Below are 12,336 nucleotides of genomic sequence, written 5' to 3'. Positions count from 1 at the left end.
CCTCACGAATAGATGCAGTCGCGGAGCGTGATCAGCCCGCGCTTCATCTCTGTTTTTGGAGCCACCATAGCGACCCTGATAAATTGCTCGCCCGGGTTTTGCCCCGGATCACCTTGGGAAAGATATGCGCCTGGCAGAACCCGAACGCCGGTTTCCTGCCAAAGCTTCAATGCGGTTACTTCGCCGTTTTCGACCGGCAGCCACAGGAAGAACCCGGCCTCAGGCGGCATGTAACCCTGCACACCTGCAAAGATCTCATCCGCGATGGCGTATTTCTCCTGATAAAGAGCGCGGTTCTCCTGCACATGCACCTCATCGGCCCAGACTTTGGCGGCGGCGGCCTGCAACGGTGCAGGCAAGGGGGCACCCGCATAGCTGCGCAACAGCTTGACCTGTTTTATTGTCTCAGGCCCACCCGCGATCAGCCCGGACCGCAATCCGGCCAGATTTGATCGCTTGGACAGTGAGTTGAACAGAGTAACTCGCTCGGAATCAGCACCCAGCTCCTGTGCAACGGTCAGCGCGCCGACCGGAGCGGTGTCGCGGTAGATCTCGGAGTAACACTCATCGGCAAAGATGCGAAAATCGTATTTCTCGGCCAATTGGATCAGTTCAGCCCAATAGTCTCGCGATGCGACCGCCCCCTGAGGGTTCGCGGGTGAACAGATATAGGCGACGGCCGTGCGATTCAGCACCTCTTCGGGCAAACTGGTGTAGTCCGGCAAATGGTCAGTTGCGGCGGTTGCGGACACAAAATAGGGCTGCGCTCCGACCGAGATCGAGGCGACCATGTAGACCTGATAAAACGGGTTAGGGCACAGAATGATCGGCTGCTGGCCGTTCTTCTGTTCAGGGCACAGTGCCATCGCGGCATTGTACAACCCCTCGCGGGTGCCGTTCAGTGCCATCACATTGGTATCTGCATCCATCGACACGCCATAGCGATGGTTGACCCAGTCAGCGATTGCAGCGCGCAATTCGGGCGAGCCCTCGTTTGGCGGATAACCTTGAAATCCGGCGGCGTTTTCCAAGATCACGTCGGTTACCCAGGGCGGAAAATCGTGCTTGGGCTCGCCAATGGTCATGTGAACGATATCGCCACCCGGTTGATGATGATCCAACAGGGCGCGCAGACGCGGGAATGCATATTCCGGTAGGTTCGAAAACCGCTCGGGGTAATTCATCATACTGCCTCAATATCGGGGTCATTTTGCGCCCCGTTTCTTGGCAGATTACAGATCGACCCGGGTCTCGTCCAGACAAAGAGGTTCCGAATCAGGGGATTGTGGCATTCAGGTCAAAGCACCTTCGGCGGCTGATCCGAGCCGTAACAGGGCCTCTTCCGACCCCGGATAGCCCAGCATCATCAGCCCGCAACCGGGTGTTCCCGTGGGCAAAGTCAGCGCCGCAAGCCCCATCAGATTTCCAATCCTTGTGTTTCGGAGGGCCAAGAGATTTTCGGTGACATAGTAGTCATGATCATTCATCAGCCGGTCGAGATTGGGCGGTAGGATCGGCGCCGTCGGCGCAAGCACCGCGTCAAACCCGGCGGTCGCCGCGTCCCAGGCCTGACGGCAGGCAGTCAGCTTTGACCAGGCAGCCACGTAATCCGGGCCGGTATAGGCTTTGCCCATGCGGAACCGTTCCAGGATTTCGGGATACATCGCTTCAGGGTTCGCTTCGATCACGTCGCGCCACAGACCATAGGCTTCGGTCGTATAAAGCACACCTGACAGTCCCATCGCATCGTTCAACTCGGGCACTTCAAGCGGAACAATCTCGGCCCCGGCCTCTTTCAGACGCACTAGCGCCTCATCATTGGCCTTGGCTGGTGCCTCGCGCAGATCATCTTTGGCCACGTTCTGCAAATCAGCAAAGCGGCGACCTTTCAAAGAGGCTCCGCGCAAATCAGCCGGGGCTGTGCCCTCCAGCGCAGCCAGCATATGAGCGGCATCCTCAACAGACCTTGTCAAAGGCCCAACCGTATCGAATTTCAGGCAAAGCGGTACGACGCCTTCGAGGCTAACGCGCCCCGCCGTGGTTTTGAGCCCCACAAGATCGTTCCATGCAGAAGGAATGCGCACCGATCCACCCGTGTCTGACCCGATGCCACCAGCCGCAAGACCCCATGCCACCGAGGCCCCTGCCCCTGAGGATGAACCTCCGGGTACGGCCTCTTCGTCATTCACACACGGAGGTGTGGCCGTCACAGGGTTGAGGCCCAAACCCGAGAACGCCAATTCGCTCATGTGGGTTTTACCCAGACAGACCGTGCCCATTGCTGTTGCGTTCCGTACCACCTGCGCGTCAGAATCGGGCACGCGGCCCTTCAGCAGGGCCGAACCTGCCTCGGTTCCGACGCCAGCCGTGTCGAACAGGTCTTTCCAGCTGATCGGAACCCCATCCAGCAATGATCGACGCAGGCCAAGTTTGACCCGCTCTTGAGCTGCTTGTGCCTCGGCGCGGGCGCGGTCGTGGGTAACACAGGCGTAAATGCGATCGCGATGTGGATGGGCGTCAATCGCGCTCAGATATGTTTCGGTCAGTTCAACCGGATCGATCTGCCCCATTCCGATACCACGGCCCAAATCACATGCCGTCATGGTCAGCCAGTCTTGCATCCGGTCCCCTCCAGTTAATTCCGTGTCCGGACGGTAGCGACAGGACCGCACATGGACAATCCCGAATGGGCACGCATATTGCAGCACATGGAACACAGATCCGACATCCTGATCGTTGGCGGTGGCCTGAATGGCCCCGCTCTTGCGCTGGCACTGGCTCAGACCGGGCATTCGGTCACTGTAATTGATGCCCTGGCCGAAAAGGTACGCAAGAACGCGGCCTTTGATGGGCGTGCTTACGCACTGGCGCTGGCCTCACAACGTCTTCTGGACGCAATCGGCACTTGGGAGAAGGTCGAAGACCACGCCCAGCCCATGCTCGAAATCAAGGTCACGGACGGCCATGCCGGTGCAGGGCCCTCGCCATTTTTCATGCATTTTGATCATGCTGAGATCGAAGAAGGCCCAATGGGCTATATGGTCGAAGACCGCCACCTCAGGCGCGCCTTTCTGGAAGCCATGGCCGAACATGCCGGGATCACCGAAATCAGCGGCAAAACTGTTGTATCTCAGGACATCACAGCACTCGGAGCGACGCTGACGCTGGATGATGGTTCGACTCTGTCTGGCAATCTTTTGGTCGGTTGCGATGGTCGTCGCAGTGGGACTGCAGCGCGCGCTGGAATAAAGCGCACGGGCTGGGACTATGGCCAGACCGCTTTGGTTTGCGCCATAGAACACGAACTGCCCCATCACGGAATTGCCCATCAATTCTTCATGCCCCCCGGCCCGCTGGCGATTCTGCCTCTGACCGGCAACCGTAGTTCCATCGTGTGGAGCGAACGCAGTGAGACGGCCAAACAGATCAATGCCCTGCCCGAGGCAGACTACCTGCAGATCCTGCGCCCGCGCTTTGGTGATTTCCTTGGGGACATCCACCTGCAAGGCGACCGGTTCACGTATCCGCTGAACCTGACAATTGCCAACTCCTTCATAGCAGATCGGCTGGCCTTGGTTGGAGACGCCGCCCACGGCATGCACCCCATTGCTGGGCAAGGCCTGAACGCGGGACTGCGCGATGTGGGGGCCTTGGCCGAGGTCCTGACTCTTGCTGGACGACGTGGCGAAGATATCGGATCAACGCTGGTACTGGAGCGCTATCAGGAGTGGCGTCGGTTCGACACCGCCTCGCTCGCAATGGCGACGGATGTGTTCAACAAGCTGTTTTCAAACGACAACCCTCTGCTCCGCATGGGCCGGGATATCGGTATGGGCATTGTCGGATCTCTGCCCGGACTGCGCCGGGGCTTTGTGCGCGAGGCAGCAGGGCTGACCGGCGATCTGCCGAAACTGCTGCAAGGGCGCCAGATTTAGTCCAGTTCGCGCGCCTCATCCACAAGCATCACCGGGATACCGTTGCGGATCGGGAAGGCTAGCCCGGCGGCTTTGGACACGAGTTCCTGCCGCTCGGCATCATAGTGCAGCGTTGTGTGGGTCTGCGGACAAATCAACGCCTCAAGCATATGGCGATCAAATGCGTGTTCGGGTGTGCTCATTGCAGATGTTCCTCATTCGATCCGCCACGCATGGCGAACTCAATCAATGTCACCAAGGTCTCGCGCCGGGTACGCAGGCAGGGGGCTTCAAGCAGGGCCTGCTTCTCCTCAGGGTCGAATTCGAGCATCATCGACAGCGAATTGACCAAAAGCTCGTCGTCTGCGTCTTTCATCGTGTCCCAATCGGTCGACAACTGGCGCGATGAGAAAAACCGCTCCAGTAGTTTTAGGAACCTGTTTCGATCAAAACCATCATCCACTTCGGCCTTGCCCAGATCACGATCGAACCCATCCCAAGACACTGAGGCGCGCCGATATGGGGTGAAACTGTCCAATTCTGATTTGACCCTAAATCGCGATATACCAGTCAGAGTGATCAGATAGCGACCATCTTCAGTCTCGGAAAACTGCGTGATGCGGCCAGCGCAACCGATTTGATGCAGCTTGGTCTCGTCCCCCTGACAGGTGTTCGGCTGCACCATCCCGATCAGCCGCTCGGACGTTTTCAGAGCGTCATCCAGCATCTGGAGATAGCGCGGCTCAAAAATGTGCAGCGGTAGGCGCGAGCGCGGCAACAGCAGCGCTCCGGGCAGAGGAAACACAGACACCGTTTCCGGCAGATCAGCGGGGTGCATCATGTAGACGAGTGTAGCCCTGATCGGAATTTAGGCAAATATCATCGAGCTGAGCTTGCGCCGTCCGTTCAACACGATCGGATCATTGGGCTTGAGCGCATCGAAGATCGTGAAGAGCTGAGCCTTGGCCGCGCCCTCATTCCATTCGCGATCGCGGCGGAACAGTTCGAGCAATTGAGCGACCGCCTCTTCAACATCACCGTTGGCATGCAAGGCCTGCGCAAGATCAAATCGGGCTTGATGGTTGTCAGGTTCAGCCTCAACCGCCGCAGTCAATTCACCAACCGGCCCAGCATCCGCCGCCTGTTTAGCCAGTTCGAGCTGCGCATGGGCTGCTTCAACCTCGGGCGAAGTTGAAATCTCGGCCGGGGCACCGTTGAGGATGGCTTCAGCCTGATCCAAATCACCCAGCGCGATATGCGCCCGTACTAGCCCGCCATAAGCTGCAGCGTGGTTGGCATCCTCGCCCAGAATAGCCGCAAAGGTTTGCGCTGCGTCAACGGCCGCCCCTTCAGTCAACATTTCTTCTGCGGCCTGAACCGCATCGTCCAGCTGATTGCCGGGGCTCTCGCCACCTGCGGCTTCGATCACGCGATCAATAAATGCCTTGATCTCAGACCCCGGCAAGGCGCCTTGAAATCCGTCAATTGGTTGCCCCTTATGAAAGGCATAGACTGTCGGAATCGACTGCACACGCAACTGGCCCGCGATCATCTGAGCCTCATCCACGTTGATCTTGACCATCTTGACCGCGCCCTTGGCTGCGGTCACCGCCTCTTCAAGTGCCGGGCCTAGCGTTTTGCAAGGACCGCACCATGGAGCCCAGAAATCGACGATGATCGGCATCTCTTGCGAGGCTTCGACCACATCGGCCATGAAAGTGGCCTCGGTCCCATCCTTGATCAGATCAGTGGTATCAGGGCCGGCTGCGCCGTTCAAAAGATCCATGGTATTTACTCTCAGGTTCGTATTTGCGTTCTATATGCAGCCCCGCAGTTCAGAAACCAAGGGCTGAGTCGAGCGTTTTTACATCAATCAGACGTCGAATGTCGCAAAAACCGGCGCATGATCGCTTGGTTTCTCCCATCCACGCGCATCGCGCAAAACTCGGCTGGAATGGCCAGCGTTCGAGATATCAGGCGTGGCCCAGACATGATCCAGCCTGCGCCCCTTATCTGCCGCGTCCCAATCCCGAGCCCGGTAGGACCACCAGCTATAAAGCTGCCCTTCGGGGATATCCTGCCGGGTAATATCGACCCAGCCACCCGCATCCTGCGTCTCGGCCAGCGCTTCAACTTCGATCGGCGTATGCGAAACCACCTTGAGCAGTTGTTTGTGCGACCAGACATCATCTTCGCGCGGGGCAATATTTAAATCGCCAACCAGTATGGACTTTTCCGGCTTCTCGGCATGGAACCAGTCCCGCATATCGGTCAGGTAGTCCAGTTTCTGACCAAACTTCTCATTCATCTTGCGATCCGGGACATCACCTCCGGCAGGAACATAGAAATTGTGGATGGTCACACCATTTTCCAGCCGACCCGCGATATGGCGTGCATGACCCAATCCCGCGAAATCTTTGTCCCCCACTTCCTCGAGCGGCAGCCGGGACAGGATGGCGACACCGTTATAGCCCTTCTGCCCCCGCGCGATCATATGCGTGTAGCCAAGCTCGGCAAAGCCCTCGGTCGGGATCTTGTCGACCGGCGACTTGCATTCCTGCAAACACAGCACATCTGGCGCCTCTTCCTGCAGCAATTTCAGCACGATAGGCTCACGCAGGCGGACCGAGTTGATGTTCCATGTGGCAAGGGTAAAGGGCATATCGGAAAGTTCCTTTGTCTCGATCTGCGCAGGTTAGCGCGCGACTGTGAGCGGCGCCATGGGAAAAGACCGACAAATCAGATCCTATTACCCGAAACGGCATGTATCGGGCTTTCAGCCCGTTTTAATACGATACTTTCTGAACTTCGCACCCTCATACGCGATTTCACCGATATAGTGGGCCCCCAACCGTGCCAAAGCCCCCAATTTTTGACGCGATAGAGGCAGTAAAAACGTCACGAACGGGATGCGCGGGTCCGCAATAGCAAATTCAATTGCCTGTCGCGTGATCCGCGAGCCTAATCCAAAATATTCAGGCCTCAGAACCAAACCATAGTCCCACTCATCACCTTCTTTTTGGAACCCACCCCAACCTATGTATGTATCGCCCAGCAATATTGCCCAATGCCCAAGCCCGTCACGCACCCAGTACTCTTCCTTGACCTGAACAAATTGGTCGACGGCTGCGTTGTCCCATCCGCTTGTTAACAGAGGCAAATGTTCAACCAAGCGAGGATCAGACATGTGCGAAAGAATATCTTGCGGATCAACCTCGGGTAGGCGTGTAAAAGTCAGTTTCATCTCAATCTCTGATCGTGACAGCATAGTAGAGTTCAGGCGATCAATTGGCTGAGCGTTAAAAAAAGCCGGGCCATGAGGCCCGGCAGTCCAACAGGGAGGTGCATGTCATAACCCGGACATGCGCGGGTTGGGAGTAATCTAAAGATACCTGCAGGGTATCACTTTGATCCAAGTCAATCCACCATTAGTCAAGCAACAAGGCGATATCCGCCCGATTCTGTGACCAAAAGGCGCGCATTTGACGGGTCGGGTTCGATCTTCTGACGAAGACGGTAGATGTGTGTTTCCAATGTGTGCGTCGTAACACCGGCGTTATAACCCCACACTTCGTGCAGCAGGACATCGCGCGCGACAACGCCATCGGTCGACCGATAGAGAAACTTGAGAATGTTCGTCTCTTTCTCAGTCAGTCGGATCTTGCGATCATCTTCGGTCATCAGCATCTTCATCGCTGGCTTGAAGGTATAGGGACCAAGAACAAATACTGCATCCTCAGATTGTTCGTGTTGACGCAGTTGGGCCCGAATGCGTGCCAAAAGAACCGGGAATTTGAAAGGCTTGCTGACATAGTCATTTGCACCTGCATCCAGGCCAAGGATCGTATCGGCATCACTGTCGTGCCCGGTCAGCATCAGTACAGGGCTTTTGACACCTTGCTTGCGCATCAGCCGGCACAGTTCGCGGCCATCGGTATCGGGCAGGCCGACATCTAGAATAACCAGATCATAAATCGCTTCGCGTGCACGCTCCATTGCGGACTGACCATCTGATGCTTCGAACACATCAAAATCTTCAGTCATCACGAGTTGCTCACTGAGCGCTTCGCGCAGATCTTCGTCATCATCCACCAGCAGGATTTTCTTGAGCTGAGCCATGTCCGGTCCTCCTAAGCCTTTTCCATCACTTGCGTACGGAGAATGCAATCAGCAAGGTATACTGCAGTCGCCTCACGGCCTCGTGTCTGTCGCATAGGAATTGTTTCACATTTCCCATTGATCGGGGTAGGAGAAAGACAAATCGTTATAGGGTAACATACATGAGTCTCGTCCCCAACATAACTGAACTGCTGGCGCGGGCGCGGGCGGACCTGCGAATGGGTGTTCCTGTCGTTCTAACGGATGAACTCGGTTTCGGTGTTCTTGCTTTCGCCACGGAAACGCTGAGCCCGCAGAGACTGGCAGACTTGCGTACCCTTGGTGGAGAACCGGTTGTGGCCATTACAATGCGGCGCGCCGAAACACTAAAAGCGCGCGCGTATGACGGCGATCTGGCCCGGGTCATGATCCCGGCGGATGCCGAGCTAAGCTGGGTCCAGGCAGTCGCAGACCCCTCGGACGATCTGAACGCGCCCATGAAAGGGCCGCTGATGACCCAGCGGCAGGGCAGCGCAAATTTGCACCGGATCGCGATTGCGTTGGCCAAATCGGCCCAACTGCTACCCGCGACTGTGGTCGTCCCCATCGATGAAAGCCATGAGTTTGCAGCAACGCACGCGCTGACCCGTATCGATCATGCACGCGCGGCACCACATCTGACCGATCGAAGCGCGTTGCATCCTGTCGTCGCCGCGCGCCTTCCGATGGAAGTTTCAGAGGCTGGTCGCTTGCACGTATTCCGCCCCGAAGACGGCGGAGAGGAACATTACGCCGTTGAGATCGGACGCCCGGACCGAGACAAACCCGTCCTCGCTCGGCTGCATTCAGCCTGTTTTACCGGTGATCTTATGGGCAGCCTGAAATGCGACTGCGGTCCGCAATTGCGCGGCGCTCTAACTCAGATGGGCGCCGAAGGTGCGGGGGTACTGCTCTATCTGAACCAGGAAGGCCGCGGCATTGGACTCGCCAACAAGATGCGCGCCTATTTCTTACAAGATCAGGGTTTTGATACTGTCGAAGCCAATCATCGATTGGGTTTCGAAGATGACGAGCGGGATTTTCGACTGGGGTCCGACATCCTGAAGTCTCTGGGGTTCAGTTCGGTACGTCTGCTGACCAACAACCCCGCTAAGATCGCAATGATGGAGCGAACCGGAATCGCCGTCACTGAACGCGTTCCTCTGAAGGTGGGCGAAACCGATTTCAACCGCTCATATCTTGCAACCAAAGCGGCGAAATCGGGTCATTTACTGTGACACCACGTGATCTGGTTCTAACACCTCGGGGCATACGGTTTCTGGGGCGCATGTTCCCCTGTGCGATAGGCAGGGGATCTTTGAGTCGAACCAAACGGGAAGGTGATGGGGCTACGCCTGTGGGCGCACATCATATTGTCGGGATGCTCTACCGCGCTGACCGAATGTCGCGCCCCGCTTCTTGGGCGCGCCCTATCGGACCAAACGATTTATGGTCAGACGACGTAGAAGACACTGCCTATAATCATCTGGTTCATACGCCTCACGGCTACAGCCACGAAAAGCTGCGTCGTCCCGACCCGTTGTACGATCTGATACTTATAACCGACTGGAATTACCCTGACTCGATACCCGGTCAAGGTTCGGCCATTTTCCTGCATCAGTGGCGACGACCGCGCTATCCCACAGAAGGCTGCATCGCCTTCCGGCGCGACCATCTACGATGGATCGCGCGGCAGATTGCACCGGGTAATCGGCTGATCATTCCTCAGGCTTAACGCGCGCACCAAAGATGGCTGATCCGACGCGAACGTGAGTCGCGCCCAAGGCAATTGCGGATTCGAAATCGCTGCTCATCCCCATCGATAACCCGTCCAACCCGTTCCTTTCGGCTATTTTTGCCAAAAGCGCGAAGTGCAGCGCGGGTTCTTCATCGACCGGAGGGATGCACATCAATCCACGAAGGGGCAGGTCAAGGCCTCGGCATTCAGCGATAAAGGTATCCGCATCAAGTGGAAGTACGCCTGCCTTCTGATCCTCTTCTCCCGTATTGACCTGAATGAACAGATCCGGGCACTTGCCCATCTCTTGCGCCAATCTCGCCAGTGTTTTCGCAAGCTTGTGCCGGTCGACCGAATGGATCGCATCGCACAGCTCTATCGCCTGCCGTGCCTTGTTGGTCTGCAGCGGTCCGATCAAATGCAAATCGACATCTGGATAACTTTCCCGGAACGCGGGCCATTTGCCCGCTGCCTCCTGAACCCGGTTCTCTCCAAAACACCGATGGCCCTGTTGCAAAACGGCTTCGACCCGATCGTTGGGTTGAACCTTGGAAACCGCGATCAACTTTACAGACCCAGTGGCGCGCCCGGATGCGGATTCCGCTTTTGCGATACGGTCGGTGATCTCTTGCAGCGACATGGGGCCTCTCATTTTGCGTTTGCTGCAGCAAAACATCATGTAGACAAAAAAGAAAAGGGCAGGTCCGAAGACCTGCCCTTAAACCTTGCGGTTCAAATCAACTTAGAAGTTGAAGTTGACACCGAAGTCTGCGCGAACGCGGCTGTCGCCGTCACCAGCTTTGGTGTTGCCCAGACCACCTTTCAGCGATACACCGCCACCCAGGTCATGGATGAAGCCGATGCCGTACTGCTGGGTGTCGTCGTCTGCGCTACCGTCACCGTAAGCAGCGGTCAGAGTGGTTGCCGCGCCCAGGTTATAGGCCAGCGAGAAACCATACGCGGTGCCGTTCAGGTTATCTGCTGCAACGTCATCGTCAGCTACAAACAGGGTACCGTTAAAGTCGCCGAAGTCAGCGCCCAGGGTCAGTACAGTCAGAGTGTCTTTCTCACCACCGAACGGACGGTCGGTCTGACCATAGGCCAGAGCGGCTGTGACGTTGCCGAAGGTGTAAGTTGCACTGATATCCCAGCGGTCGCCGCTGTCGGTGTCTGCACCGGCAGTTGCAGTTTCAGCAAAAGTGGCTTGGTCATACGACGCACCGAAGGCGAAGTCGCCAACTGCGTACTGGAAGAACACAGCGTTCGAACCTGCACCGGTCGACGAGAATGCCAGGAAGCTGTAGTCAACAGCGGCATACTGACCGATGAAGAATTCCAGGCCAGGCTCGTTACCGTAGTAGTTTGCCAGGTTGTCGAAGGCACCCGATACGTTGCCCGCGTCAACACGCAGACCACCGTAGATTGCCGAGAAGCGCGCGCCGCTCAGCTGAGCTGTGCCTGCTTCGCCGTTGCCGGCGTTTTCGTCAGCTTGCAGACGAACACGAGCCGAGAACTCAACACCACCGTCGGTTTCTGCGGTGCCGTCGATGTTCAGACGGAAACGCGAGATCAGGATTGTGTTGTCGGTGTCAACGCCAGAAGCGGTGCCGCCATCAATCGAATCAACGGTGCCGGTACGGTCTTCCAGGTAACCAATACCAAAGCGGCCATAACCGCTGAATTTAACGTCGGCCGCTGCAACACTTGCGGTTGCGATCAGAGCGGTCGATGCGAAGAGAACTTTTTTCATCTTGTTTCCCTCGGTTTCAAAGATATTTCTACTCGACACATGCAAAGCACGCGTCTCAGCACGGACACCGTTTCGCTTTTTTTACCCCGGTTGCGCAAGCTTGGCATAAACGCTCTGCCGTCATTCAGATCGAATTGGTGCAAGGATGCCACAGTCGATTTTCCGCCAGGTCCTGCGGGCAACTCACGCCCATATGTAAAGAATAGGCTTGTTGCAGCACCACTCCTTGTCTAGGAGTGACATTCAAACAGTACAAAACAAGTAAAACAGGACCTTCCAACGATGCGCCTGATAACGATTCTGGGTTTGATCATGGTGACGGCGACTGTCTCTGCCTGTAGTCGTGGGCGACTGCCGCCAGGAGACGCCAGCGTTTTGACCGTTGATGGCAGCTCGTCAGAAGAGCGTGAGCTGAATGATCCGAATCGTACAACGATATGGGACATCTTCGGCCCGGACACATCCGAGCAGGTCACACAGGTAAACCGCTATCTTTGGGCCGCGTCACTGGATGTGCTGAATTTCCTGCCTATTGAAGAGGTTGATCCGTTTACAGGTGTGATCGTTACCGGTTACGGAAGGCCGCCCGGCGGCGGGCGGTCGTATCGCGCAACGGTACATATTAGTGATCCAGCGCTCGAGGCGCGCTCACTTTCTGTTGCGCTTCAGACCAGTGGCGGTTCCCCGGTCAGTGCGGCAACCTCTCGCGCGGTTGAGGATGCAATCCTATCCCGGGCCCGTCAGCTACGGATTGCTGACAACAAGTTCTAGCAACCCGCAAGAAATCACAATAATAC

14 protein-coding genes are annotated in these 12,336 nt (G+C 56.7%); 4 read left to right on the top strand and 10 right to left on the bottom strand.

Features of this window, described 5'->3' with window-relative positions; all coding sequences use genetic code 11:
* Nucleotides 1–2: 2 nt before the first annotated feature.
* Nucleotides 3–1,184 carry an aminotransferase class I/II-fold pyridoxal phosphate-dependent enzyme gene (locus ACR0JR_RS13660; RefSeq protein WP_480456738.1) on the bottom strand — a complete coding sequence of 394 codons (1,182 nt, stop codon included), beginning with the start codon at nucleotides 1,182–1,184 and terminating at the stop codon, nucleotides 3–5.
* A 108-nt stretch (nucleotides 1,185–1,292) separates the two neighbouring features.
* Nucleotides 1,293–2,621 carry an amidase gene (locus ACR0JR_RS13655; protein WP_480456602.1) on the bottom strand — a complete coding sequence of 443 codons (1,329 nt, stop codon included), beginning with the start codon at nucleotides 2,619–2,621 and terminating at the stop codon, nucleotides 1,293–1,295.
* An 87-nt stretch (nucleotides 2,622–2,708) separates the two neighbouring features.
* Between ACR0JR_RS13655 and ACR0JR_RS13650 the strand changes: the two genes are divergently transcribed.
* The gene (locus tag ACR0JR_RS13650) at nucleotides 2,709–3,935 is read left to right on the top strand and encodes an FAD-dependent monooxygenase (RefSeq protein WP_480456601.1); all 1,227 of its coding nucleotides are present in this window, start codon (nucleotides 2,709–2,711) and stop codon (nucleotides 3,933–3,935) included.
* On the opposite strand, the gene ACR0JR_RS13645 is transcribed toward ACR0JR_RS13650, so the two are convergent.
* From ACR0JR_RS13645 to ACR0JR_RS13620, 6 genes are all read right to left on the bottom strand, one after another.
* Entirely contained in the window at nucleotides 3,932–4,117 is a 186-nt protein-coding gene (locus ACR0JR_RS13645) for a Trm112 family protein (protein ID WP_010440817.1), read from the bottom strand. The genes ACR0JR_RS13650 and ACR0JR_RS13645 overlap by 4 nt on opposite strands.
* Nucleotides 4,114–4,755 carry an LON peptidase substrate-binding domain-containing protein gene (locus ACR0JR_RS13640; protein ID WP_010440815.1) on the bottom strand — a complete coding sequence of 214 codons (642 nt, stop codon included), beginning with the start codon at nucleotides 4,753–4,755 and terminating at the stop codon, nucleotides 4,114–4,116. Before ACR0JR_RS13640 ends, ACR0JR_RS13645 begins: the two co-directional genes overlap by 4 nt.
* Nucleotides 4,756–4,782: 27 nt before the next feature.
* Nucleotides 4,783–5,700 carry a tetratricopeptide repeat protein gene (locus ACR0JR_RS13635; protein WP_480456600.1) on the bottom strand — a complete coding sequence of 306 codons (918 nt, stop codon included), beginning with the start codon at nucleotides 5,698–5,700 and terminating at the stop codon, nucleotides 4,783–4,785.
* A gap of 87 nt (nucleotides 5,701–5,787) precedes the next feature.
* Entirely contained in the window at nucleotides 5,788–6,576 is a 789-nt protein-coding gene (locus tag ACR0JR_RS13630) for an exodeoxyribonuclease III (protein WP_010440811.1), read from the bottom strand.
* A 114-nt stretch (nucleotides 6,577–6,690) separates the two neighbouring features.
* On the bottom strand, nucleotides 6,691–7,182 hold the full coding sequence (locus ACR0JR_RS13625; protein WP_480456599.1) for a GNAT family N-acetyltransferase: 492 nt from the start codon (nucleotides 7,180–7,182) through the stop codon (nucleotides 6,691–6,693).
* A 164-nt stretch (nucleotides 7,183–7,346) separates the two neighbouring features.
* Nucleotides 7,347–8,033 (bottom strand): response regulator transcription factor, encoded by a 687-nt coding sequence (locus ACR0JR_RS13620; protein ID WP_008756096.1) that lies wholly within the window; start codon nucleotides 8,031–8,033, stop codon nucleotides 7,347–7,349.
* 161 nt (nucleotides 8,034–8,194) lie between these two features.
* Here ACR0JR_RS13620 and ribA point away from each other — a divergent pair, with 161 nt between their 5' ends.
* Together ribA and ACR0JR_RS13610 are read left to right on the top strand one after the other, a co-directional pair.
* A complete protein-coding gene (gene ribA / locus ACR0JR_RS13615; RefSeq protein WP_170780842.1) occupies nucleotides 8,195–9,289 on the top strand; it encodes a GTP cyclohydrolase II in 1,095 nt (364 codons plus the stop codon).
* The gene (locus ACR0JR_RS13610; protein ID WP_170780843.1) at nucleotides 9,286–9,786 is read left to right on the top strand and encodes a L,D-transpeptidase family protein; all 501 of its coding nucleotides are present in this window, start codon (nucleotides 9,286–9,288) and stop codon (nucleotides 9,784–9,786) included. The genes ribA and ACR0JR_RS13610 overlap by 4 nt, the downstream gene beginning before the upstream one ends.
* Here the strand turns inward: ACR0JR_RS13610 and ACR0JR_RS13605 are convergent.
* Both ACR0JR_RS13605 and ACR0JR_RS13600 read right to left on the bottom strand, forming a co-directional pair.
* Entirely contained in the window at nucleotides 9,770–10,429 is a 660-nt protein-coding gene (locus tag ACR0JR_RS13605) for a YggS family pyridoxal phosphate-dependent enzyme (RefSeq protein WP_480456598.1), read from the bottom strand. The two genes, ACR0JR_RS13610 and ACR0JR_RS13605, sit on opposite strands and share 17 nt — an antisense overlap.
* 102 nt (nucleotides 10,430–10,531) lie before the next feature.
* Nucleotides 10,532–11,539 (bottom strand): porin, encoded by a 1,008-nt coding sequence (locus ACR0JR_RS13600; protein ID WP_010440800.1) that lies wholly within the window; start codon nucleotides 11,537–11,539, stop codon nucleotides 10,532–10,534.
* A gap of 282 nt (nucleotides 11,540–11,821) precedes the next feature.
* Here ACR0JR_RS13600 and ACR0JR_RS13595 point away from each other — a divergent pair, with 282 nt between their 5' ends.
* The gene (locus ACR0JR_RS13595; RefSeq protein ID WP_010440798.1) at nucleotides 11,822–12,310 is read left to right on the top strand and encodes a DUF3576 domain-containing protein; all 489 of its coding nucleotides are present in this window, start codon (nucleotides 11,822–11,824) and stop codon (nucleotides 12,308–12,310) included.
* Nucleotides 12,311–12,336 lie beyond the last annotated feature (26 nt).

The organism is Ruegeria sp. AA3 (genome assembly GCF_056542905.1).
This window is presented reverse-complemented; position numbering and strand designations above follow the sequence as displayed.

Excerpts from the sequence above, each read along its gene's own strand:
- ACR0JR_RS13660 (WP_480456738.1), bottom strand. The coding sequence starts at position 1,184 with ATGAATTACCCCGAGCGGTTTTCGAACCTACCGGAATATGCATTCCCG.
- ACR0JR_RS13655 (WP_480456602.1), bottom strand. The coding sequence starts at position 2,621 with ATGCAAGACTGGCTGACCATGACGGCATGTGATTTGGGCCGTGGTATC.
- ACR0JR_RS13650 (WP_480456601.1), top strand. The coding sequence starts at position 2,709 with ATGGAACACAGATCCGACATCCTGATCGTTGGCGGTGGCCTGAATGGC.
- ACR0JR_RS13645 (WP_010440817.1), bottom strand. The coding sequence starts at position 4,117 with ATGAGCACACCCGAACACGCATTTGATCGCCATATGCTTGAGGCGTTG.
- ACR0JR_RS13640 (WP_010440815.1), bottom strand. The coding sequence starts at position 4,755 with ATGATGCACCCCGCTGATCTGCCGGAAACGGTGTCTGTGTTTCCTCTG.
- ACR0JR_RS13635 (WP_480456600.1), bottom strand. The coding sequence starts at position 5,700 with ATGGATCTTTTGAACGGCGCAGCCGGCCCTGATACCACTGATCTGATC.
- ACR0JR_RS13630 (WP_010440811.1), bottom strand. The coding sequence starts at position 6,576 with ATGCCCTTTACCCTTGCCACATGGAACATCAACTCGGTCCGCCTGCGT.
- ACR0JR_RS13625 (WP_480456599.1), bottom strand. The coding sequence starts at position 7,182 with ATGCTGTCACGATCAGAGATTGAGATGAAACTGACTTTTACACGCCTA.
- ACR0JR_RS13620 (WP_008756096.1), bottom strand. The coding sequence starts at position 8,033 with ATGGCTCAGCTCAAGAAAATCCTGCTGGTGGATGATGACGAAGATCTG.
- ribA (WP_170780842.1), top strand. The coding sequence starts at position 8,195 with ATGAGTCTCGTCCCCAACATAACTGAACTGCTGGCGCGGGCGCGGGCG.
- ACR0JR_RS13605 (WP_480456598.1), bottom strand. The coding sequence starts at position 10,429 with ATGTCGCTGCAAGAGATCACCGACCGTATCGCAAAAGCGGAATCCGCA.
- ACR0JR_RS13600 (WP_010440800.1), bottom strand. The coding sequence starts at position 11,539 with ATGAAAAAAGTTCTCTTCGCATCGACCGCTCTGATCGCAACCGCAAGT.
- ACR0JR_RS13595 (WP_010440798.1), top strand. The coding sequence starts at position 11,822 with ATGCGCCTGATAACGATTCTGGGTTTGATCATGGTGACGGCGACTGTC.